23 protein-coding genes are annotated in these 21,106 nt (G+C 58.2%); 14 read left to right on the plus strand and 9 right to left on the minus strand.

The window, feature by feature from the left end; translation table 11 throughout:
- Window positions 1-96: 96 nt before the first annotated feature.
- On the minus strand, window positions 97-1,365 hold the full coding sequence (locus AC2FGE_RS12625; protein WP_496819739.1) for a cytochrome-c peroxidase: 1,269 nt from the start codon (window positions 1,363-1,365) through the stop codon (window positions 97-99).
- A gap of 15 nt (window positions 1,366-1,380) precedes the next feature.
- Here AC2FGE_RS12625 and AC2FGE_RS12630 point away from each other — a divergent pair, with 15 nt between their 5' ends.
- Window positions 1,381-1,851, plus strand: a complete 471-nt coding sequence (locus AC2FGE_RS12630) for a tetratricopeptide repeat protein (RefSeq protein ID WP_496819564.1) — start codon at window positions 1,381-1,383, stop codon at window positions 1,849-1,851.
- A gap of 31 nt (window positions 1,852-1,882) precedes the next feature.
- On the opposite strand, the gene AC2FGE_RS12635 is transcribed toward AC2FGE_RS12630, so the two are convergent.
- The 6 genes from AC2FGE_RS12635 to AC2FGE_RS12660 are packed head-to-tail and all read right to left on the minus strand — an operon-like array spanning window position 1,883 to window position 7,459.
- Entirely contained in the window at window positions 1,883-2,944 is a 1,062-nt protein-coding gene (locus AC2FGE_RS12635) for a TRAP transporter substrate-binding protein (RefSeq protein ID WP_496819565.1), read from the minus strand.
- A gap of 24 nt (window positions 2,945-2,968) precedes the next feature.
- Window positions 2,969-4,258: a TRAP transporter large permease gene (locus AC2FGE_RS12640; RefSeq protein WP_496819566.1), complete on the minus strand. Its 1,290-nt coding sequence runs from the start codon at window positions 4,256-4,258 to the stop codon at window positions 2,969-2,971.
- Window positions 4,259-4,846: a TRAP transporter small permease gene (locus AC2FGE_RS12645; RefSeq protein WP_496819567.1), complete on the minus strand. Its 588-nt coding sequence runs from the start codon at window positions 4,844-4,846 to the stop codon at window positions 4,259-4,261. It lies immediately after the preceding gene.
- Between the two features lie 53 nt (window positions 4,847-4,899).
- Window positions 4,900-5,415 carry a flavin reductase family protein gene (locus tag AC2FGE_RS12650; RefSeq protein WP_480550856.1) on the minus strand — a complete coding sequence of 172 codons (516 nt, stop codon included), beginning with the start codon at window positions 5,413-5,415 and terminating at the stop codon, window positions 4,900-4,902.
- Entirely contained in the window at window positions 5,415-6,305 is an 891-nt protein-coding gene (locus tag AC2FGE_RS12655) for an aldo/keto reductase (RefSeq protein WP_496819568.1), read from the minus strand. The genes AC2FGE_RS12650 and AC2FGE_RS12655 overlap by 1 nt, the downstream gene beginning before the upstream one ends.
- A complete protein-coding gene (locus AC2FGE_RS12660) occupies window positions 6,305-7,459 on the minus strand; it encodes an LLM class flavin-dependent oxidoreductase (protein WP_496819569.1) in 1,155 nt (384 codons plus the stop codon). The genes AC2FGE_RS12655 and AC2FGE_RS12660 overlap by 1 nt, the downstream gene beginning before the upstream one ends.
- Before the next feature lie 112 nt (window positions 7,460-7,571).
- Between AC2FGE_RS12660 and AC2FGE_RS12665 the strand changes: the two genes are divergently transcribed.
- The 5 genes from AC2FGE_RS12665 to AC2FGE_RS12685 all read left to right on the plus strand — a co-directional run bounded on the left by AC2FGE_RS12665 (window position 7,572) and on the right by AC2FGE_RS12685 (window position 13,210).
- Window positions 7,572-8,276 (plus strand): GntR family transcriptional regulator, encoded by a 705-nt coding sequence (locus AC2FGE_RS12665; protein ID WP_496819740.1) that lies wholly within the window; start codon window positions 7,572-7,574, stop codon window positions 8,274-8,276.
- 11 nt (window positions 8,277-8,287) lie between these two features.
- Window positions 8,288-9,385 (plus strand): Gfo/Idh/MocA family protein, encoded by a 1,098-nt coding sequence (locus AC2FGE_RS12670; protein WP_496819570.1) that lies wholly within the window; start codon window positions 8,288-8,290, stop codon window positions 9,383-9,385.
- Window positions 9,386-9,544: 159 nt separating this feature from the next.
- Window positions 9,545-10,699: a phosphoserine transaminase gene (locus AC2FGE_RS12675; protein ID WP_496819571.1), complete on the plus strand. Its 1,155-nt coding sequence runs from the start codon at window positions 9,545-9,547 to the stop codon at window positions 10,697-10,699.
- A 65-nt stretch (window positions 10,700-10,764) separates the two neighbouring features.
- Window positions 10,765-12,360 carry a phosphoglycerate dehydrogenase gene (gene serA / locus AC2FGE_RS12680; RefSeq protein ID WP_496819572.1) on the plus strand — a complete coding sequence of 532 codons (1,596 nt, stop codon included), beginning with the start codon at window positions 10,765-10,767 and terminating at the stop codon, window positions 12,358-12,360.
- Between the two features lie 88 nt (window positions 12,361-12,448).
- On the plus strand, window positions 12,449-13,210 hold the full coding sequence (locus tag AC2FGE_RS12685; protein ID WP_496819573.1) for a metallophosphoesterase family protein: 762 nt from the start codon (window positions 12,449-12,451) through the stop codon (window positions 13,208-13,210).
- Here the strand turns inward: AC2FGE_RS12685 and AC2FGE_RS12690 are convergent.
- Window positions 13,200-14,717: a malonate--CoA ligase gene (locus AC2FGE_RS12690; RefSeq protein WP_496819574.1), complete on the minus strand. Its 1,518-nt coding sequence runs from the start codon at window positions 14,715-14,717 to the stop codon at window positions 13,200-13,202. The two genes, AC2FGE_RS12685 and AC2FGE_RS12690, sit on opposite strands and share 11 nt — an antisense overlap.
- Before the next feature lie 157 nt (window positions 14,718-14,874).
- On the opposite strand from AC2FGE_RS12690, the gene serB reads away from it, so the two are divergent.
- The 4 genes from serB to AC2FGE_RS12710 are packed head-to-tail and all read left to right on the plus strand — an operon-like array spanning window position 14,875 to window position 16,886.
- Window positions 14,875-15,753 carry a phosphoserine phosphatase SerB gene (gene serB / locus AC2FGE_RS12695; RefSeq protein WP_496819575.1) on the plus strand — a complete coding sequence of 293 codons (879 nt, stop codon included), beginning with the start codon at window positions 14,875-14,877 and terminating at the stop codon, window positions 15,751-15,753.
- 44 nt (window positions 15,754-15,797) lie between these two features.
- Window positions 15,798-16,127 (plus strand): ArsR/SmtB family transcription factor, encoded by a 330-nt coding sequence (locus AC2FGE_RS12700; RefSeq protein WP_496819576.1) that lies wholly within the window; start codon window positions 15,798-15,800, stop codon window positions 16,125-16,127.
- Complete coding sequence (locus AC2FGE_RS12705) at window positions 16,115-16,543, plus strand: SRPBCC family protein (RefSeq protein ID WP_496819577.1); 429 nt, start codon at window positions 16,115-16,117, stop codon at window positions 16,541-16,543. The genes AC2FGE_RS12700 and AC2FGE_RS12705 overlap by 13 nt, the downstream gene beginning before the upstream one ends.
- Window positions 16,544-16,565: 22 nt before the next feature.
- Window positions 16,566-16,886 (plus strand): YciI family protein, encoded by a 321-nt coding sequence (locus AC2FGE_RS12710; protein WP_496819578.1) that lies wholly within the window; start codon window positions 16,566-16,568, stop codon window positions 16,884-16,886.
- A gap of 2 nt (window positions 16,887-16,888) precedes the next feature.
- On the opposite strand, the gene AC2FGE_RS12715 is transcribed toward AC2FGE_RS12710, so the two are convergent.
- Entirely contained in the window at window positions 16,889-17,887 is a 999-nt protein-coding gene (locus AC2FGE_RS12715) for an asparaginase (protein ID WP_496819579.1), read from the minus strand.
- Window positions 17,888-18,068: 181 nt separating this feature from the next.
- Between AC2FGE_RS12715 and AC2FGE_RS12720 the strand changes: the two genes are divergently transcribed.
- From AC2FGE_RS12720 to AC2FGE_RS12735, 4 genes are all read left to right on the plus strand, one after another.
- Window positions 18,069-18,602 (plus strand): invasion associated locus B family protein, encoded by a 534-nt coding sequence (locus AC2FGE_RS12720; protein ID WP_496819580.1) that lies wholly within the window; start codon window positions 18,069-18,071, stop codon window positions 18,600-18,602.
- 164 nt (window positions 18,603-18,766) lie between these two features.
- Window positions 18,767-18,934 carry a hypothetical protein gene (locus AC2FGE_RS12725; RefSeq protein WP_496819581.1) on the plus strand — a complete coding sequence of 56 codons (168 nt, stop codon included), beginning with the start codon at window positions 18,767-18,769 and terminating at the stop codon, window positions 18,932-18,934.
- Between the two features lie 169 nt (window positions 18,935-19,103).
- Window positions 19,104-20,291: a dual-specificity RNA methyltransferase RlmN gene (gene rlmN / locus AC2FGE_RS12730; protein WP_496819582.1), complete on the plus strand. Its 1,188-nt coding sequence runs from the start codon at window positions 19,104-19,106 to the stop codon at window positions 20,289-20,291.
- 189 nt (window positions 20,292-20,480) lie between these two features.
- Entirely contained in the window at window positions 20,481-21,104 is a 624-nt protein-coding gene (locus tag AC2FGE_RS12735; protein WP_496819583.1) for a cytochrome P460 family protein, read from the plus strand.
- Window positions 21,105-21,106: the final 2 nt, after the last annotated feature.

Below are 21,106 nucleotides of genomic sequence, written 5' to 3' on the forward strand. Positions count from 1 at the left end.
ATGGCGACCGAAACCTCATATGCACATGCCCCCCAATGACCGAATACATCGAAGCCGCTGAATAAAAACATCCCCCCCCAAAGGGGGGGGTACTCTCTATGGCTTGAAATCTTTGGGCACACCAAACGGCGGAGTGCCCACAGTCGCGCCTGTCAAAGCGTTTAGAAACGCGAGGAGGGCGTTGATTTCCGTGTCGGTAAGAACCACCGGGGAAATGTCGATTGTATTGCGCACACGCTGCATTTCGAGCCGGTCTTGCCAGACGACAAAATCCGCTTTTTGCAGCCATGGGACCGCGGGCAGGGCCGCCGAGTCCGGCGTCCACTTAGAAAGGCTGGCCTGCGGGTTCAAATGGTGGCGGATCATCGTGTCCAGATCTGGAAAAGCCCCGTTATGGCCATAGGGCGCGGTCAGGGCGACGTTACGCAGCATGGGGGTGCGGAAGCGATAGGCATCCTCGATCCGATTGCTTTCGCCCATGCGGCCCACGTCGCGGGCGTAAGGATCCCATTGGCGGGTTCGCCCAGGGCCAAACGGGGGCAGGCCCAAAGCGTGAAATTGTTGATCTGTCATCAAAGGGCCGGCATGGCAGGCCGCGCAATTGGCCTTGCCATAGAACAGCATCATACCATCTATCTGAGCGTCCGTGAGCGCCGTGGCATCACCCGCCAGATACTGATCAAACGGGCTGTCGGTGCTGCGCCATTCGATGGCCATGAACGCGGCCAGGGCATTCGCGATCTGGGTGATTGTGATGTCTTCGGTGTTTTCGACTTCGTCGAACGCCTTTATAATTGCGGGGCCGTAGCGCGGATCGGTGCGGACGCGTTTGGCCAGAATGGGCCATCCCAGATCGATCCGGTCGGCGACCGCTCCGGTCACCTGATTTTCGCCGACATTCCCGGCCATCTCGAATTGCGACGTCAAGGGAAACAGCGCCTGCGCGGCGAGTAACGAGTTCAGCCCTTTGGGCAACCACTCCTGCGCTGGTGAATTAAACCCATTGCCGTAGACATCCGATATGCTGAGGCGGCCATCGTGAAACACCGTGTGGAGGTCCTTAGCGCCGAGGTTCCACAGCCCAGGTGAATTGCGGGGAATGCGCTTGCGGATTCTATCGATCCCGGTGCCGGGTGTGCGCTCCGGGCCCAGACCCTCACCACCTTCGCCAATGCCCAAAGACAGTCCATCCGAGGTGCCGAAATCCGGGTGATGGCAATGGGCGCAGCTGATGTTCTGGTTGCCCGACAGGATCGGATCGTAAAACAGTTGATGACCAATGGTGGCCTGTTCCATATCAAAGGGGATGAAATCTGCATCGGTCAGCGGGCGTGGCAAATCCTGCGCCACCGCAGCCCCGGCCAAGAGGAACACTATCCCATGCGTCAGTTTGTATATGCCCTTTGCCTGTTCGCATCCCCGGCGGTGGCCGAATTGGAACAGGCGCGCGACATGATGGAAGCTGGGGAATTCGAGGCCGCGCGTGAGGAGCTGTTGCCAGCGGCGCGGTCGGGCAATGCCGAGGCCGAGGAATTGATCGGTGTGATGTACGGGCTGGGGCTGGGTGTCGAACAAGACTATGAGCGTGCGTTCGAATGGTACCTGCGCGCGTCGATGAAAGGACATCCGGGTGCTCAGTCGGGTGTCGGCTGGTACTATGAGCTGGGGTTGGGCATGCCCGCGCCCGATCTGGTGCGCGCTTACATGTGGTACACGCTCAGCGCCATTGGCGGCGATCCCGACGCGGCGATCAGCCTTGAGGAAGTGGTCAAGAAGATGTCGCCGGAGCAAATCGATAAAGCGCATGTGCTGGTGAACGACTACAAAGGGTGGATGTACCCGTTTCGGTAAGGGCCGGGCCACCAGGGCCCGACCCGTTAGCTTAGTTCAGGTCTGCGTCGCGTGAGGCGTTTACATCGGCCTCAGCTGCTGCCACTGCATCCGTCAGCGCAACAAAGATCTCATCGCCACGGGCGACGTTCGACTGGAACCAGTCATAAACAGGCGTTGCGGCCTCTTTGAACGCGGCCTTCTGATCGGGTGTCAGAACATAGAGGTCACCGCCACCGGCGACGAAGTCTTCATAGGCCTGAATCGACTTGCGCTTGGGCGAGGCAAAGGTGGCCTGTTGCAGCGCATAGAAGCCATCGACCACGACGCGGCGCATATCCTCGGGCATTTCCTGGAACTTCGCATTGTTCATCCACCACAGCGCGCCCATATAGGCGTGGCCGTCCAGCGTGACATATTGCAAGCCCGCATCCGGGAATTTCATGCCCATGATGTCTGTGATGCCGTTTTTGGAACCCTCAACGACGCCAGTCTGGAAGCTGGTGAACAGTTCAGGCCACGGGATCGGGGTAGGCGATGCACCAAGCGCCTTGACCAGTTCCTGCGGTAGGTCGGCAACCACGGTGCGGATTTTCAGACCTTCCATATCGGCGGGCTCGGCCACGCGACGTTGCGTGTTGGCAAAGTTGCGCCAGCCGCCGGTGTTGCCGATGGTCATCAGACGGATCGCGCCGCCGGAATCTTCCAGCGCCATATCGCGCATAGTGCGGGTGAAATCGCCTGACAACACGTGTTCAGCAATCCGGTCATCGGCCATCAGATAGGGCAGGTCCAGCACTTGCACATATGGGAAGATGCCCGAGGCCCCGCCCGAGGTGGAAATATAGATGTCGATGGTGCCGTCAGCCACACCTTGTAGGCATTCTGCACCGTTCGAACACAGCTGGGTGCCGATGAACAGTTCAACCTCGATAGCGCCGTTCGACGCGGCCTCGACATAGTTCTTGAACACGATCAGACCGTCATAGTCCTCATCGTTTTCATTCGAGTTGGCCGTGGCGCGCAACGTGTAGTCGGCGGCTGTTGCGGCAATGGCAGATGCCGCCACCAGCGACGTGGCTACCGCGGCGGTTTTGATGAAGTTTCTGAGCATGCGTTTCCTCCCTATGGATCTCAGTTAGTTTGCAAATCCCGTTATCCTCGGGATCGTCATGGATAGTGCGGGGATATATGTGATCAGGAAGATCACGATAATTTCGACGGCCAGGAACGGCAGGATCGCCTTGGCGATGGTCTCGACCCGTTCGCGCGATACGGCTGCGGCCACGAACAGAACCAAGCCCATCGGCGGGGTGGCCAGACCGACGGTCAGGTTGACGCTCATGATGATCGCAAAGTGGATCGGGTCCACGCCGAGGCTGGTGAAGATGGGTCCAAGGATGGGTCCAAGGATGATGATCGCAGGGCCAGCGTCCAGAAACATGCCGACGACGAACAGAAGCAGGTTGATCAGGAACAGCAGGATTAGCGGGTTTTCCGACAGGCTGAGGATCAGCGAGGCCAGTTGTTCCGGCGCATGGCTGAGGCTGACCACGGTCTTGAACGCCATTGCCGCACCGACCAGCAGCAGGACGACGGCTGAAGTCATGCCCGCATTGCTGAGCACCTCGGGTACCTCTTTCCATGTCAATGTCCGCAGGATGAAGAAGCCGATGATGAAGGCATAGCCCACGGCGACTGCCGCAGCCTCAGTCGGGGTGAAGATACCGCCCAGAATACCGCCCAGAATGATGACTGGTGTCATCAGCGGGAAGAAGGCTTTCAGGCTGGCCTGACGGCGTTCGGGCCATGTGTATTTGCGGCTGGCGACGGGAAAGTCGTAACGGTCGGCCATCAGCTTGATCATCAGCATCAGACCAACGCCGACCATCACACCCGGCACGATGCCCGCAAGGAACAGGGCAGCGACGCTTTCACCCATGACATATGCGTAGATGATCATGATGCCCGAAGGCGGGATAATCGGCCCGATCACTGAACTTGCCGCTGTGATCGCGGCGGCGAACTTGCGGGTGTAGCCCTGTTTCTCCATCGCCGGGATCAGCATCGACCCCAGTGCAGAAGTGTCCGCCACGGCGGACCCTGAAAGGCCCGCGAACAGAATCGAACTCAGCACGTTCACATGGGCCAGCCCGCCGCGCAGGTGGCCCATCAGGGCTTGTGAGAATTCGACCAGACGAATGGTGATGCCGCCGCGATTCATCAGCTCTCCGGCCAGCATGAAGAAGGGGATCGCCATCAGTGGGAAGCTGTCCATGCCGTTATAAACATTGCGATAAAGCAGCGTGATGTCGTTTGTCTGTCCGTTTAGCCACAGCAGGATACCGGGCGCGGCCAGAAGGGCGAAGAAGACCGGCAGGCCGATCAGCAGGAAGATCAGAAAGGTGGGCAGGAACCAGATTAGCATTTATTCGGCCCCCACTGCCGCATCAGGAATTTCGGGCAACAGGTGACCTCCACCCAGCAAGGTGATGAAGGATCGCAAAATCAGTTCGATGTTGACCGAAATCAGCAGGATGATCCCCACCAGCAGTGAGGCCATCATCCAGCTGCGCGGGATGCGATACCATTCGTCGAACCCGAGGGAGGTGGGCAGGTACAAAGCAGCAGTCGCGAATTTGCCGCCAAATCCGGTGACCTCGGACCATCCGATATTAGCGGCGACCAGCAACACCGCCAGTGAGACCACCAGCAGGAACAGGGTCAGCACCTGCCCGACAACGCGCGGCAGCATCAATGGCACCATGTCGATGGCCACAAAGCCACCGCGCCGAAAGGCGGTGGGGGCCATCAGGCCGGTCATCCACAACATACAGAATCGCGCGGCTTCATCCGGCCAGGGCAGAGCATTGCCCAGCACGTATCGAAAGAACACCTGAATCAGGATCGCGATCACCATCAATGCAATCGCAACGACACCAACCGCGCGGCCCAGACGCAGCGCGGTTTCGTTCACGAATGCAATCGGCGCAAGCACCGATGCCAGTCCGCCCATGCGGATCCTCCCTTGTGCAGCCGCAGGTTTCTCCTGCGGTCGTCAGATCGCGCTTAGTGTTGCGCGAATTGGCCGAGTTTCCCGGCATAGAAGGTCAGCGCGTCTCCATCGCTCATGCTGGCCTTCAGGACTTTGCCCACTACGATCACATGATCGCCCGCATCGTGATAGGCATGTTGTTCGCATTCAAACCGCGCCAGGCAATCCGACAGCAGCGGCGTACCATTCTCGCAGCGCTCATGTTCGATCTCACGCAGGGCGTGGGCGTCTTTGGAGCACCCAAAGCACAGCTCTGCCTGTTCGGACGATAGCACATGTACGGTGAAATGGCGGGCCTTGTGAAAATAGGGAAAACGGCGTGAGTTGCGATCGCCTGCCCACATGATCAGCGGTGGGTCCAGCGATAGTGACGAAAAGCTATTGGCGGTGATGCACACCGGGCCATCGGTACTGTTGCAGGTTACGATGGTGACGCCTGTGGCAAACCGCCCAAACGCATCGCGCAGGGTGCGGGTGTCGTCCTTATGTGGAACGAAGGTGTGGGTCATGTCCTTTGAGATTGCATTCATCATGGTACCTCATGGCCCAATGCCGCCTCATAGAGGCGATACCAGCTTTCACGATCCAGTTTGACTTTCAGAGCGTCCGAGATGGTTTTGATGCGGTTCAGGTTATTTGTGCCCATAACCGGCAGGATGTTCGCGGGGTGAGCCAACAGGAACGCCACCGCGACGGCGGCGCGATCCACGCCAAACTCGGCTGCGATTTCGTCCGCGACAACGCCCACCGGCGGGTTTCCGGCCATCAAAAGCCCGCCCCCTAGCGGTGACCACGCCATGATCGGCTGCCCATGTTGTTGGTGGAATGCCAGATCACCATTCGTGAAAGGGCTGATCTCACCGAGGGAAATTTCGATCTGGTTAGTGACCAGCTGCGTCTTCATCGCTGATTGCAGCAGCGACCAGTCCCAGGGGCGGAAGTTCGACACCCCAACCGCACCAACCTTGCCGCTGGCAACAACTTCATCTAGCGCGGCGCCGGTCTCATGGTGGTCCATGAACGGGTCGGGGCGGTGGATCAGCAGCAGGTCGATATGGTCGATGGCCATTTCTGACAGAGACATATCGACGGAGTTCAGGATATGCGCGCGCGAGGTGTCATAGTATTTGACCTTGGCGTCCGAATACCGGCCCATCGGCGCGACGATGTCACATTTGGTGACGATTTCCATCTGTTTGCGTAGGTTTGGGTTTGCACGCAGGGCGGCGCCCAGAACGGCTTCAGCAGCATAGCCGCCGTAAATGTCGGCCTGATCAAAGGTGGTGATGCCCTGATCCAGACAGGCCTGAATCTTGGCCTCGACATGGCCAACGGACGTGTCGCTGTCATCGCCCAGCCGCCACATGCCATAGACAAGGCGGCTCATTTCCAGCGTGTCGGCTAGTTTCACACGTTGCATCAGCGACGAACTCCGTTACCCAGCGGGGTCGCCGGGGATGTTGCAGGCACGCGCCCATAGGCTTCGGGCAGCGAGCAGGTTTTCAGGTTGGGCATCACGCGGGCGCCAAAATGCTTGGCCTCATCCATGTGTGGATAACCTGAGAAGATGAAAGCGCGGATGCCCATCTTCTGGTATTCTTCGATCTTGGTTATGACCTGATCGGTCGAGCCCACCAGAGCCGCTCCACAGCCGGAACGTGCCCGGCCCACGCCCGTCCACAGACCCGGCTCGACATAGCCGTATTCATCCGCCAGATCGCGGTTCTTGGCCTGATGCGCCACGCCCAGCGAGGTTGAATCCAGCGCCCGTTCCCGGATCGCACGGCCATATTCGTCATCCAGTTTAGAGACGATGTAATCCGCATACTCCTGCGCCTCGGCCTCGGTATCGCGCACAATCATGTGGACGCGCAGGCCGTAATCCAACGTGCGGTTGTAATTCTCGGCCACGGCGTGAACGGCCTTCATACGCTCGGCTAGCTGGTCCTTGGTTTCGGGCCACATCAGGTAGACATCGCAATGCTCACCGCACAGGTCCAGAGCGGACGGAGAGTAGCCACCGAAATACAGAAGCGGACCGCCGGTCTGGTACGGTTTTGCCGGGTCAGTAGTCAGCCCTGAGAAATTGTAGACTTCGCCCGCATGATTGATCTCATCCTGCGTCCAGGCCTGTTTCAGGATCTCGACCACTTCGCGCGAGCGCTGATAGCGGAACGCGCTATCGGCTTTCTCACCGGGGAAATCTGAGGAAATGATGTTGACTGTCAGCCGACCCTTCAGCATGTGGTCCAGCGTTGCAATGGTACGGGCCAGCATGATCGGCTGCATCTCACCGCACCGCACGGCGGCCAGCAGGTTGATCTTTTCGGTGATCGGGGCGCAGCCGGCGACGAAACTCAGCGTGTCCTGACCGACCTGATAGGACGAGGGGCACAGGATGTTGCGGAACCCCTGTGCTTCAGCCTCTTTCACGATGCCGGAACAATGATCCCAGCTCGAGCGCAGATTGCCGTCAGGTACGCCAAGAAACTGATAATCATCCGAGCAAAGTGCTGCAAACCACGAAACCTCGGCCGCATCCAGATCGGGGGATGTGATGGGGACGATGGTCATTTGATTCACACTCCGTACATCTTTGACTTTCCTCTTGCGTAGCAAGCACATTGATGTAGATCAATAGTGTATCAATTTTTCCTGCGACCCAGTGAAGCGCGCGCAAGTGACCATGAACAGCCGAAATCCCAATGCCTTGCCGATCTATGTTCAGATCGCAGAGCTGCTGATCCGCGAAATCGCGGCAGGTCGCATGATTGATGGCGAGCGTCTGCCGCCGGAACGGGACATGGCATCCGAGCTCAAGGTTTCGGTCGGGACGCTGCGAAAATCGCTCGCCGAGCTTGAGAAAAAAGGGATGCTGGAGCGGATACAAGGCTCGGGCAACTATGTGCGCGAGACTGGAACGCAAAACAGCGTCTATGCGATGTTCCGGCTGGAACTGCCCGAAGGTGGGGGGTTGCCGCGTGCGGATATTCTGTCCGTGGATCAGGTGGAAAAGCCCGCCGATCTGCCTGGGTTCGGGGCATCAAGCCGAGGCTCACGCGTACGGCGGATGCGCTATCTGAATGACACAATCATCGCGGTTGAGGAGATCTGGCTGGACGAATCAGCCGGTCGGATCGATCGCAGCCTGCTATCGGACTCGCTCTATCGCTACTATCAGCACCAGCTTGGGTTCTGGATTACGCGGGCCGAAGACAGGGTTTCGGTCGGGAAACTGCCCGACTGGACGCCGGAGACTTTCACCAAACCTGCCGGGGAAACGGTGGGGTATATCGAGCGGTTCAGCTGGTCGGAAAAGGCCGAACCGGTCGAGTTCTCAAAGACATGGTTCGACCCCGATCGGGCCACCTATGTCCAACGTCTGAAGTAAAAGGAAAACGCATGACCCGGACCATCCACTACGGGCTGATCGGATGCGGCATGATGGGGCAGGAGCATCTGCACAATATTGCTTTGCTGGAGGGTACGCGTGTCGCGGCGATTTATGAGCCGGACCCGGGCATGGCGAAAGCGGCGCAAGCTATAGCGCCGGATGCGGTCATAGTGGGGTCCGTGCAGGAGTTGCTGGCGGTCGAGGATCTGGATTGCATCATCATCGCAAGCCCCAACCATCTACATGTGAACCAGATTTGCGAGATCGCAGAAACGCGCCCATTGCCATTGTTGGTCGAGAAGCCCTTGTTCACCGACCCGCAGGATGCCGCGCGGCTTGAGCAGGTGCAGCGGGACTACCCCCATCCGATCTGGGTGGCGATGGAGTACCGCTATATGCCGCCCATTGCGGCTTTGATTGATCAGGCGGGTGTGACGGGCGGCGTCCAGATGCTGTCGATCCGCGAACATCGCTTTCCGTTTCTGACCAAAGTTGGCGACTGGAACCGGTTCAACCGTAACACCGGCGGGACCTTTGTTGAGAAGTGTTGCCACTTCTTCGACCTGATGCGCCTTATCCTGAATTCCGACCCGGTGCGGATCACCGCCAGCGGCGGGCAGGCGGTTAACCATTTGGATGAAAGCTACAGCGGTGAGACACCGGATATCCTGGATCACGGTTATGTCTTGGTCGATTTCGCCAACGGCGCGCGGACGATGCTGGAACTATGCATGTTCGCCGAAGGCTCTCGCTACCAGGAAGAGGTCTCAGCCGTCGGCCCCAAGGCCAAGATCGAGGCGTTGGTGCCCGGTCCGGGTCGGTTCTGGCCTGATCATTTGGGTGAGCCCCCGGTGCCACAGCTGATTGTCAGCCCGCGTGATCCGAAAGGACCTGTGTCAAAAGACATCCCGGTTGACCCAAAGCTGTTGGCGGCTGGGGACCACAATGGCTCGACCTTCTATCAACATCAGGGGTTTCTGGAACTTGTGCGCGGCCAACGTTCTGCGCCGGATGTGTCGCTTCAGGATGGGCTATGGGCAGTTCGTATGGGGTTGGCGGCGCAGCAGGCGCTGGCCACTGGAGAGACGGTTCGCTTCGATCTGTGATGCCGATAGGAAACCTGTGTTCCCGATAAACGCGATTTCCGGTGTCGTTTTTGACATCGGAAAGGTCTTTTCTGCTTGCTGAGCAGTTTTCCAGGCAATAGCTCTGCCCGTGGGACACCCCTCCCCAACGAGGGGCGTGTATCTGGAAGGGTAATACACATGAATATCGAACAACCGGCGGCGCGGCCGGCCAATCCGCGTTTTTCTTCGGGTCCTTGTGCCAAACCCCCCACATTTGATCTATCCAAACTGGCCGATGCTGCGCTGGGCCGGTCGCACCGTGCTGCTGTTGGCAAGGACAAGCTGAAAGCGGCCATTGAAGGCACGCGTGAGATGCTGGGTATTCCGGCAGACTACAAAATCGGCATCGTTCCCGCCTCGGATACTGGCGCGGTTGAGATGGCGCTTTGGTCGCTGCTGGGTGAACGCAAGGTCGAGATGCTGGCCTGGGAAAGCTTTGGCGCGGGCTGGGTCACAGATGTGGTCAAGCAGCTGAAGATCGATGCCGAGATTAAGACAGCCGACTACGGACAGATCGTCGATCTCGCCTCTGTCGATTTTGCCAACGACGTTGTGTTTACGTGGAATGGCACAACCTCGGGCGTGCGGGTTCCCAATGGCGACTGGATTGAGGATGACCGTCAGGGCCTGACGATTTGCGATGCGACCTCGGCAGCGTTTGCGATGGACCTGCCCTGGGACAAACTGGATGTTACCACCTTCAGCTGGCAGAAGGTGCTGGGCGGTGAAGCGGCTCACGGGATGCTGATCCTGAGCCCGCGCGCGGTGGAACGGCTGGAAAGCTATACGCCAGCATGGCCGCTGCCAAAGATTTTCCGCCTGACCAAAGGCGGCAAGCTGATCGACGGTATCTTTACCGGGGCGACAATTAACACGCCTTCGATGCTGGCGGTTGAGGATTACCTGTTCGCGCTGGACTGGGCGCGTTCGGTTGGTGGGTTGCAGGGGCTGATCGCCCGTGCCGATGCCAATGCCGGGGCGGTTCACGCCTTCTGCGACCAGAATGACTGGATCGCCAATCTGGCCGAAGATGCGGCGACGCAATCGAACACCTCGGTCTGCCTGAAATTCACAGATGGGCGCATTCAGGACGGTTCAGCATTCGCGAAAGCCGTGGCCAAACGGCTTGAGACCGAGAATATTGCCTTGGACATCGGTGGCTATCGCGATGCGCCTGCGGGCTTGCGAATCTGGTGCGGCGGTACGGTCGAGACCTCGGATATCGAAGCGATGCTGCCTTGGCTGGCATGGGCCTTTGAGGCCGAAATCGCGGCGCAAACAGAAGCCGCCTGATCGCATCCCATCTTCACCGGGCCGCATCGGCCCGGACTTCTCATTACATTCAAGGACCAGAGACTATGGCCCCCAAAGTACTCGTATCTGACAAGCTCAGCGAAACCGCCGTGCAGATCTTCCGCGATCGCGGTATCGACGTGGATTTCATGCCCGACTTGGGTAAGGACAAAGACAAACTGGCCGAGGTGATCGGTCAGTATGATGGCCTTGCCATTCGTTCGGCCACTAAGGTTACGCCGACCATTCTGGAGAAAGCCGACAAGCTCAAGGTCATCGGTCGTGCCGGGATTGGGACCGATAACATCGACAAGGATGCGGCGTCGAAAAAGGGTGTGATCGTGATGAACACACCGTTCGGCAACATGATCACCACCGCCGAACACGCGATTGCGATGATGTTTGCCGTGGCAAGGCAAATCCCCGAGGCCAGCACCTCGACCCATGCAGGTAAATGGGAAAAGTCCAAGTTCATGGGCATTGAGCTAACCAACAAGACCCTTGGCGTGATTGGTGCGGGCAACATTGGCGGTATCGTGTGCGAACGCGCGCTTGGCCTGAAGATGAAGGTTGTGGCTTACGACCCCTATCTGGGCGAAGAGAAAGCCGCGCAGATGGGTGTTGAAAAGGTCGAGCTGGACGAGCTGCTGGCCCGCGCTGACTTCATCACCTTGCATGTGCCCCTGACGGATCAGACCCGCAATATCCTGAGCCGAGAAAATCTGGCGAAGACCAAAAAGGGTGTACGGATCGTCAATTGTGCCCGCGGTGGCCTGGTCGACGAAGACGCGCTGGCTGAGGCGTTACAATCGGGTCACGTGGCTGGCGCGGCCTTTGATGTGTTCAGCGAGGAACCTGCCAAGGAAAACGCCCTGTTCAACTTACCCAACGTAGTTTGCACGCCTCACCTTGGCGCGGCGACAACCGAGGCGCAGGAAAACGTCGCGCTGCAGGTGGCTGAACAAATCTCGAACTATCTGCTCACCGGTGCTGTTGAAAACGCGCTGAACATGCCCAGCGTGACGGCGGAAGAGGCCAAGGTTATGGGCCCGTGGATCAAGCTGGCCGGACATCTGGGCAGCTTCATCGGCCAGATGACGGATGAGCCGATCAAGGCGATCAACATCCTTTATGACGGTGTCGCCGCCGAGATGAACCTGGCTGCGCTGAACTGCTCGGTCGTGGCCGGGATCATGAAGAAGTTTAACCCGGAAGTGAACATGGTCTCGGCCCCGGTGGTTGCAAAAGAACGGGGTATCCAGATTTCGACCACCAATCAGGACAAATCGGGTGCGTTCGAAGGTTACATCAAGGTGACCGTTGTGACCGAGAAACGCGAACGATCCATCGGTGGGACTGTGTTCAGCGATGGCAAGCCGCGGTTCATCCAGATCAAGGGGATCAATATCGATGCCGAGGTGGGTGCGCATATGCTCTACACCACCAACGAAGACGTGCCGGGCATCATCGGTGCGCTGGGGCAGACCATGGGCGAGAACGACGTGAACATCGCCAACTTTACCCTTGGCCGATCCGAGGCTGGCGGAGAGGCCATCGCGCTGCTTTATGTGGACGAGCCGGTCCCTGCCGAAGCCCGCGCCAAGCTGGCCGAGACGGGTCTGTTCACCCAGATCAAACCGTTGGAATTCGACGTCGCGTAGCGAGTGTTGAGTTTTTGAGACATCTTCCACCCGTGCCAACTCAGGCGCGGGTGTTTTCTTTTTTAGTCTGCCATACAGGGCCGAAAATGTGCTTGTCTTACCAAGGGATATCGCGGTGACCGCTCCGATCTACGCCGTTGGCGACATTCACGGGCAGCTTGAGATGCTGCAAGAAGCATTGGACCTGATCGAACGCGAAGGTGGGCCGGACGCTCGTGTCGTGTTCCTGGGTGATTATGTGGATCGTGGCCCGGACAGTCGCGCGGTTTTGGACCTTCTGGCCGCAGAGCTTTGCGCTGGGCGAAACTGGGTCTGCCTGCTTGGCAATCACGACCGGATGTTTGCGCGTTTCCTGCGCGATGGCTCTACAGCTGAGGCCAAATTGCGCATTGGGGAACACTGGTTGCATCATCGTCTGGGCGGGGCAGAGACTTTGGCATCTTACGGTATCGAATTCTCGGACGATGACCGTATCTACCGGATTTTGGAGCGGGTGCGCGCGGTTGTTCCAGATAAGCACATCAACTTCCTGAACAGCCTTGTGACACATCATCAAGAGGGCGAGGTGTTTTTTGCCCATGCAGGCATTCGGCCTGGTGTGCCCTTGGCGGACCAAGCCGAGGACGATCTGGTCTGGATACGGGGTGAGTTTCTGGACGATCCGCGACCCCATCCCTGTCTGATTGTACACGGGCACACGCCCGCCCTACAGGCCGAACATCGTGGCAACCGGATCAATCTGGACGGCGGTGCCGGGGTGGGCCGACCGCTGGTCCCGGCCGTGTTCGAAGGCCGGGATTGCTGGCTGTTGACCGAAAACGGTCGTATGCCATTGATACCTAACCTTTGACGAATCTGTCCTTGAATTGTTCGCGCAAGGCGTTCTTTTGGACCTTGCCCATCGTGTTGCGCGGCAGGGCGTCCATCAGGATCAACTCGCGCGGATGCTTGAACCGGGCGAGGTCGTTCTGAACCGAGGCCATGATCGCGGCCAGGTCAGGCGACTTGCCGGGAAAAGGTACGATGATGCCCAGAACGGTCTCGCCGAAATCCGGGTGCGGTACGCCGATCACAGCGCTTTCCAACACGCCGGGTTGGTCGTCCAACAGTAGCTCTAGCTCTTTGGGGTAGATGTTGAACCCGCCCGAGATGATCAGGTCCTTGCCGCGTCCGACGATGTGGACATAGCCATCTTCGTCCACACGACCCAGATCGCCGGTGATGAAGTACCCATCCTCACGTAGTTCGGCGGCAGTTTTCTCGGGCATCTGCCAATACCCCTGAAACACGTTCGGACCGCGCACCTCGATCATACCGATCTCGCCTTGTGAAAGGGTCTCTCCATTGTCCGGGTCGGTCACTTTCAGCTCGACATCAGGCAGAGGGAGGCCAACCGTCCCCGCGCGGCGTTCGCCATCATAGGGGTTTGAGGTGTTCATGTTGGTTTCGGTCATGCCATAGCGTTCCAGAATGCGATGGCCGGTGTGGGCCTCGAACCGCTCATGGGTTTCCGCCAGCAGAGGGGCCGAGCCTGAGATGAACAGCCGCATATGGCTGGTCAGATCGCCATTGAATCGATCATCGCCCAGCAGCCGGGTGTAGAAGGTGGGCACCCCCATCATCGATGTCGCCTTTGGCATCAGGCGTAGCATGTCGTCCAGATCAAATTTCGGCAGAAAGATCATTGACCCGCCTGAGGCAAGGATCACATTTGTTGCCACAAACAGCCCGTGGGTGTGAAAGATCGGCAGCGCGTGCAACAGCACATCGTCACGGGTAAATCGCCATTCTCGCACTAGCGTTTCCGCATTGGACAGCAGGTTTCTATGGGTCAGCATGGCCCCTTTGGATCGTCCGGTGGTGCCCGAGGTGTAAAGGAACGCGGCCAGATCATCCTCAGCCCGGTTCACCGTCTCGAAATGGGTTGGCATGGTCTGTGCGTTGTGTATCAGACTGCCGCTGCCATTCCCGTTCAGTGTTTCCACCTTGGCATTCTGAGCGTGTGAGATAGCGGTTAGCTCAGCTTGATTGACCGCGTCGCAGACAACCAAAGACGCCCCGCTGTTTTCGACAAAATAGGTCAGTTCCGCCGTTTTATAGGCGGTGTTCAGCGGCAGGAAGATCAGCCCGGCCTGCGCGCAGGCGGCATAGAGCGCCAGCATCTGAGGTGACTTTTCAACCTGAACCGCAACCCTGTCTCCCGGTTTCAGCCCAAGCGCCGTCAGCGCATTGGCGATTTGTGCGACCATGTTCAGGAATGCGGCGTGTGTGATGGTGTGGCCATCGGGCAGGTGCAGAAAAGGCGTCTCTTTCCCCGCATGGACGTCGAACAAACGATCATAAAGCGGGTTGGCCATTGTCTATTCCCTTCGGTGCGCTGCGCCCTGAACCTGACCGGGAAATCCGAGGCGGACAAGACCCGAATCCCAGATATTTCCGGGGTGAATGCCCATCGAACACTGGTGAAAATGCTGCACCTGCGATATGCGCAAGGCAGTTTGCCGGAGACCTGAGATGTTTGTTGCCACTTTGCTGACCACCCCCACTGCGCCCGCGCTGGACACTTCGCTGGTCGAGTCTTTGCGAAACGCGTGGGGCGGCGAAGATGTTATCTGGCTCAGCCCCGATGAAGCGGCAGAATTCAACCTTTCAGCCCGCCCCGACAATCAATGGGAGGTCTGGGCAGACTTGCAGCCCATGGGCGTGGATCTTGTCCTACAGCCTATAGAAGGGCGACGCAAAAAGATGCTGCTGGCCGATATGGACAGCACGATGATCCAACAGGAATGCATTGATGAGCTGGCCGATGAGGCCGGTGTCGGCGAGCGCGTCAAAGACATCACCGCACGTGCCATGAATGGCGAACTGGATTTCGAAGGCGCCCTGATCGAACGGGTTGGTCTGTTGAAAGGTATGGATGAGGCGGTGATTGATCAGGTGTTGAACACAAGGATCACATTGATGCCCGGTGGGCGCGCCCTGGTGGCAACAATGCGCGGAAACGGCGGATACGCTGCGCTCGTCTCGGGCGGGTTCACAGCCTTTACCGCCCGCGTGGCCGAGTTGATCGGGTTTGATGAGAACCGGGCCAACACGCTTCTGGCTGCGGATGGTAGGCTGACGGGTGAGGTTCAGCGCCCGATCCTAGGGCGCGAGGCCAAGGTTGAATCTCTGGAACGGATCACAGCGCAGTTGGGGATTGCGGAATCGGATGTTCTTGCCGTGGGTGACGGGGCGAATGATCTGGGCATGCTGCATCGCGCGGGCACGGGCGTGGCGCTGCATGCCAAACCCTCGGTCGCGGCAGAGTGCGATGTGCGGATCAACCATGGGGACCTGACAGCGCTGCTGTATTTGCAGGGCTATTCGCGTGCAGAGTTCGCTGCTGAGTAACGGCGGGGCTTCCCTTTATTTAACACTCATGTTAAATAGTGGTCATGAACACGCTTCTGACCGCCTTTTCCGCTTTATCCGACGCCACGCGTTTCTCGATTGTCGAGCAGTTGATGGCCGATGGGGAATTGCCTGCCGGTGATCTGATCGACGGCAAGGGCATGTCAGGCGCGGCAATCTCACGCCATTTGAAAGTTCTGCGCGAGGCCGGGCTGATCCAACAACGCGTGCAGGGCACGCAGCGCATGTATTCCGTGCGGCCTGAAGGTCTGCGGGCGATTGCGGATTGGACGATCTCAAAACGGCAATTCTGGGAAAGCAGCCTGGATCGTTTGGGCGACATTTTGGAAAGGGAAACCTCATGGCCGACCTGAAACTCGAACGGGAGTTTCCGGTTGACCCCGAAACTCTGTTCGCTTGGGTCTCGGACGGGGCAAAGCTGTTGCAATGGTGGGGGCCCGAGGGAATGCATGTGCCCGAACACAATCTGGATTTCTCGCGCGCTGGTCCCTGGTATTCGGTGATGGAGAATGCCGAAGGGCAGCAATACAAGGTGTCCGGACATGTAACCCATGTCGATCCACCAAACTCGGTCGGGTTCACCTGGGCCTGGCATGACGATCAGGATCAGCGCGGTGTCGAAAGCCATGTGACCTTTACTGTCACCGCCTCTGGCGCCGGATCGCTGCTGGTTTTGGATCACCGCGAACTGGTCGATGCCGAGGCCGCCGCAAATCATAACAAAGGCTGGACATCGTCTCTGCGCAAACTCGCAGCGCAGTGCAAATAGAGTTTCAACAGGGAGGAGCGAAATGCCCCAATATTTGTTTGTCTATCATGGCGGTGCTGCGCCGCAGTCTCAGGCCGAAATTGACGCCACCATGGCTGCATGGGGTGTCTGGTTTCAGGATATGGGTCCTGCGGTCAAGATACCGGGCAACCCGGTCGGGCAGTCTTATACCGTCAGTGCTTCGGGCGTTGCCGAGGATGGTGGTGCAAATCCCGCGTCGGGATTTAGTGTGGTCATGGCTGACTCGGTTGAAGCGGCGAACGAGATGGCCAAGGGCTGCCCTATGGTCGTCAGCGGTACCGGCTCAGTCGAGGTGGCTGAAATCCACGAATTCGAGGCCTAGGCCTAACCGGGGAAACCTGGTGCAGGCCGGATCACGCCACATTCCAGCCCTCGGCGGCTGTATTGCGTGGCATTCATGAACTTGCAGGTGGCCGGGTGATCGGCCTCCAGTACGCCAAGACTGACAAGGATGGCCGCAATCGCGCATTCACTGGCGCGGGTTGTGCCATCGGCGATTTTCAAGGCCACGCCCATCCGTTTCTCGGGGATGATAGCCACAAAGACAGCCTCGGCCCCGGTTTTGATCGCGGCGCGGCCATCCATGGCGCGCATCAGCTCGGTGCAGGCGCGCGTTTCGCCCGCAACCAGATCCGGGTGCTGGATCATGGCCGCCGTCAGTTGCTGCGCCGCATCGCTAGACCGATCCGAACGGTCGCCGGCGGATGCAAACCAGGCCATGGAACGGGCGAGACCCACCAAAGATGTGGCAAAATTGGGCGCCGAACAGCCGTCAATCCCATAACCGGGGCTGGTTTCACCCGTGGTTTCCTCGAATGCAGACAGGCTTGCCTGCTGCACCGGATGATCGATGTCCAGATATTCCGGCCCGGCCCCCATATGCTGCGCCAGGGTCAGAAACCCACAATGTTTGCCCGAACAATTGTTGTGAATCTGACAGGGCGTATCGTCGGCCAATATCAGCCGGTCGCGTGCGGCCTTGTCCGCCGGTTCCTGCGGGCCACAGCGCAGATCGGGCTCTGATAGCCCCAGATGATCCAGCCAGGCGATCACGCGATCCGTGTGAATGGCAGCCCCGTTATGGGACGCGCAGGCCAGCGCCAGATGCTCGGACGTTAGCCCGTACTTTGCCGCCGCGCCGGAGGTGACCAATGGAAGTGCTTGAATCATCTTGGCGGATGAGCGTGGATAAATCACCGCGTTCGGATCCCCCCAGCTTTGCACAATCTGGCCGGTATCGTCGCAGATGACGGCGTGGCCCAGATGCAGGCTTTCCAGCAATGGTCCACGCCACAGTTCAGTCATCGGGATAGGCTGCGTCATCGGGACCTCCGGTTTTTTGCGCAAAATTCTGCCAATCGCCCTTTCGCCTGTGGCGAAACCTGCGTTAGTGTGTGTATGTCGGCAATCATCGGAATGCGCAACTTTCGTAAAGACGAACCGGCAGGGTTCGCGGGCATTCCGGTGGGTATGAGGTAAAAGGTCGAGCTAGGAGGCTGGACAAATGGGATCAATGCTCGTCCGCGTGATCGCGGGCCTGTGTGTGGCAGGGATGGCCACATCTGCAATCGCTCAACAAGCGACAAGCACAAATCGCGTAGCGGCAAAAACCGATTGGAGCGTTTTTGTCGAAGATGATCCTACCGAATGCTGGAGCGTTTCTGCCCCTAAGGAAACCGTGAACACGCGCGGCGGCCGCGTCGTTTCAGTTCGGCGCAGCGATATCCTGTTGTTCGTGTTCTATCGCCCCAATGCCGAGGTCAAAGGCCAGGTCACCTTTACCGGCGGCTACCCGTTCGCATCAGGCTCTACTGTGAACCTGAACGTGGATGGCAGTGAATTTGAGCTGTTCACTGAAGGCGAATGGGCTTGGCCGGCAACAGCCGCCGATGACGCCAAGATTGTCACGGCGTTGAAACGCGGGACCGAGGCGGTGTTGACCGCGCGCTCCGAACGCGGAACACAGACCAAGGACACGTTTTCGTTGCTGGGCTTTACAGCTGCCATCGAAGACGCCGAAACGCGCTGCACCAACTAAGGTGACGCTTACGCGTGTAAGGCCCCGTCATCTGGCGGGGCTTTGTCGTTATGGCGACCCGTTCGTGCCTTTATGTGATTTCAGCTTTGAATTTGATCCGTATCAATGTCGCGGCCTTCAGAATCTGAACTAATCGGTTCAAGAGAAACGAAGGAGTGATAGATATGATGGACAAATCTCTGATCGCGCTCATGATGGTGTGTGGGGTTCTGTTGACGGCCTGTGAAAACAACGGAGAAACCTATCCGGTTACCGGTGAACAATGTGGCCCGGAAGATCCGGTGAAAAAGCTGGATGCGGCAGACTGCCTTGTTCCACCTTCAGGTGTCTGACACCGTACAGACCTCAACTGACTGGCCGCGGCGCTGATCCCCGCGGCCAGCTGCGTTTCCGGGCATTGCAGCGTGTTGGGTACGATTTCTTTTGATCTTTGCACGCGTTCCTATATAGAGGCGCATCCCAAGCCAGAATCTGCATAGATACGCCCTAGAAGGTACCAGCATGTCGCCCAAAGCGCCGATCACGCAAGACGTAATGACCATCCCCCGCAAGCTGCCTGAGGGGAAGGTGAATCTGGTTGGTTTGTCACGTGATCGTCTGCGTGAGGTCCTGATTGAGCATGGTACACCGGAAAAGCAGGCCAAGATGCGGACCGGCCAGATCTGGCAGTGGATCTACCAATGGGGCGTGCGGGACTTTGCCGAGATGACAAATCTGGCCAAAGCCTATCGCGCGCAACTGGCCGAAAACTTTGTCATCGAAATCCCCGAAGTCGTGACTCGTCAGGTTTCGGAAGATGGCACCCGCAAGTATCTGTGCCGCATCGCAGGCGGGCACGAGGTCGAGGTTGTTTATATCCCCGAAGAGGATCGCGGCACACTCTGTATCTCTTCCCAGGTGGGTTGTACGCTGACCTGTTCTTTCTGTCACACCGGCACGCAGAAACTGGTGCGAAACCTGACGGCGGCGGAAATCGTTGGTCAGGTGATGATGGCCCGTGATGATTTGGAGGAATGGCCAACCCCCGGTGCCCCTAAGGACGAAACGCGCCTGTTGTCGAACATTGTTCTAATGGGCATGGGCGAGCCGCTTTATAACTTCGAAAACGTCCGTGATGCGATGAAAATCGCGATGGATCCTGAAGGCATTTCCTTGTCGCGCCGCCGGATCACTCTGTCCACGTCTGGCGTTGTGCCCGAGATTGCGCGCACAGCCGAGGAAATCGGCTGCCTGCTGGCGATCTCATTCCATGCCACCACGGATGAGACCCGCGACGTACTGGTCCCGATCAACAAGCGCTGGAATATCGAGGAACTGCTACAAGCACTCGCAAGCTACCCAAACGCTTCGAATTCCGAGCGGATCACGTTCGAATATGTGATGCTGGATGGCGTCAATGACAGTGATGAGGATGCGCATCGCCTGATCGATCACATCAAGCGCCACAACATCCCCGCCAAGATCAACCTGATCCCGTTCAACGAATGGCCCGGCGCTCCATACAAGCGCAGCTCGAACAATCGTATCCGGGCCTTTGCGAACATCATCTATCAGGCCGGTTATGCCTCTCCTATTCGCAAAACACGCGGAGAGGACATCATGGCCGCTTGTGGCCAACTGAAATCGGCCACCGAACGCGCCCGTAAGTCACGCAAGCAGATTGAGGCCGAAGCCGGGTTGAACGGCTGAGTGAGACTGCCAGCGCCTGTTTTCTGAACTCAAAATTTGTTATATTTGACCTGTTCGGTTCAGGTCGGGCTCACCTTTGTGCACAAGACTGTGAGAGGAATGGGTCCGCGCGAGCCACATGCTAAGTCTTTGGCGACGACCTGCGCGTGGATTGCACGCAGACAAACTGTTTTCAGATGGGCTAATACCATGAGCACGATTTTTCAAATTAGTTTCAAAACAATACTCGTCGCTTCATTCTCGCTTCTTTTTCATATCGGAGCCGCGAAGGCCGATGACCGCGAGGCACACATCGCAATCGAGAATCCTGCTGATCTCAGAAAAGATGAGGCCGAAGAGATTTATCAATCGCTTAGCCGACGTCTGGCACGCGGCTATGCCGGAGCCCAGCTTGACCAGATCCGGAACTATCAAAGCTGGGCGCTGTTCAACGATGTGCCTTATGTTTCAGCGACCCACGGTCAACGATATGTGAACAGCTACGCCAATCGCATGGCACATAACTATGGAACCATGCAGCACGGGGACGTATTGCCAGCGGGGTCGGTTCTGGCAAAGGACAGCATGACTGTCACCGATGAAGGCAAGATCTTTCCGGGTGCGATGTTCGTGATGGAGAAGCTGCCGCAGGGCACCAACCCTGAAACGGCTGACTGGCGCTATATCATGGTGCTGCCTGACGGTTCGCTATATGGCGACACCACGGGATCACGCCCCAATCAGGTTGTTTATTGCCACGAATGTCACGAACAGGTGGCTGAGCGTGACTACACATTCTTCGTGCCCGAAGAGTATCAGGTCAAGGCTAAGTAGCG

The sequence above is a fragment of the Ruegeria sp. YTSA075 genome (assembly GCF_059610245.1).

Bases quoted from the DNA above. Each gene is read 5' to 3' on its own strand.
- AC2FGE_RS12670 (WP_496819570.1), top strand. From the start codon at position 8,288: ATGACCCGGACCATCCACTACGGGCTGATCGGATGCGGCATGATGGGG.
- AC2FGE_RS12725 (WP_496819581.1), top strand. From the start codon at position 18,767: ATGATGGACAAATCTCTGATCGCGCTCATGATGGTGTGTGGGGTTCTG.
- rlmN (WP_496819582.1), top strand. From the start codon at position 19,104: ATGTCGCCCAAAGCGCCGATCACGCAAGACGTAATGACCATCCCCCGC.
- AC2FGE_RS12665 (WP_496819740.1), top strand. From the start codon at position 7,572: ATGAACAGCCGAAATCCCAATGCCTTGCCGATCTATGTTCAGATCGCA.
- AC2FGE_RS12715 (WP_496819579.1), bottom strand. From the start codon at position 17,887: ATGACGCAGCCTATCCCGATGACTGAACTGTGGCGTGGACCATTGCTG.
- AC2FGE_RS12630 (WP_496819564.1), top strand. From the start codon at position 1,381: ATGCGTCAGTTTGTATATGCCCTTTGCCTGTTCGCATCCCCGGCGGTG.
- serA (WP_496819572.1), top strand. From the start codon at position 10,765: ATGGCCCCCAAAGTACTCGTATCTGACAAGCTCAGCGAAACCGCCGTG.
- AC2FGE_RS12650 (WP_480550856.1), bottom strand. From the start codon at position 5,415: ATGAATGCAATCTCAAAGGACATGACCCACACCTTCGTTCCACATAAG.
- AC2FGE_RS12710 (WP_496819578.1), top strand. From the start codon at position 16,566: ATGCCCCAATATTTGTTTGTCTATCATGGCGGTGCTGCGCCGCAGTCT.
- AC2FGE_RS12645 (WP_496819567.1), bottom strand. From the start codon at position 4,846: ATGGGCGGACTGGCATCGGTGCTTGCGCCGATTGCATTCGTGAACGAA.
- AC2FGE_RS12640 (WP_496819566.1), bottom strand. From the start codon at position 4,258: ATGCTAATCTGGTTCCTGCCCACCTTTCTGATCTTCCTGCTGATCGGC.
- AC2FGE_RS12720 (WP_496819580.1), top strand. From the start codon at position 18,069: ATGGGATCAATGCTCGTCCGCGTGATCGCGGGCCTGTGTGTGGCAGGG.
- AC2FGE_RS12735 (WP_496819583.1), top strand. From the start codon at position 20,481: ATGAGCACGATTTTTCAAATTAGTTTCAAAACAATACTCGTCGCTTCA.
- AC2FGE_RS12660 (WP_496819569.1), bottom strand. From the start codon at position 7,459: ATGACCATCGTCCCCATCACATCCCCCGATCTGGATGCGGCCGAGGTT.
- AC2FGE_RS12655 (WP_496819568.1), bottom strand. From the start codon at position 6,305: ATGCAACGTGTGAAACTAGCCGACACGCTGGAAATGAGCCGCCTTGTC.
- AC2FGE_RS12700 (WP_496819576.1), top strand. From the start codon at position 15,798: ATGAACACGCTTCTGACCGCCTTTTCCGCTTTATCCGACGCCACGCGT.
- AC2FGE_RS12675 (WP_496819571.1), top strand. From the start codon at position 9,545: ATGAATATCGAACAACCGGCGGCGCGGCCGGCCAATCCGCGTTTTTCT.
- AC2FGE_RS12635 (WP_496819565.1), bottom strand. From the start codon at position 2,944: ATGCTCAGAAACTTCATCAAAACCGCCGCGGTAGCCACGTCGCTGGTG.
- serB (WP_496819575.1), top strand. From the start codon at position 14,875: ATGTTTGTTGCCACTTTGCTGACCACCCCCACTGCGCCCGCGCTGGAC.
- AC2FGE_RS12705 (WP_496819577.1), top strand. From the start codon at position 16,115: ATGGCCGACCTGAAACTCGAACGGGAGTTTCCGGTTGACCCCGAAACT.
- AC2FGE_RS12690 (WP_496819574.1), bottom strand. From the start codon at position 14,717: ATGGCCAACCCGCTTTATGATCGTTTGTTCGACGTCCATGCGGGGAAA.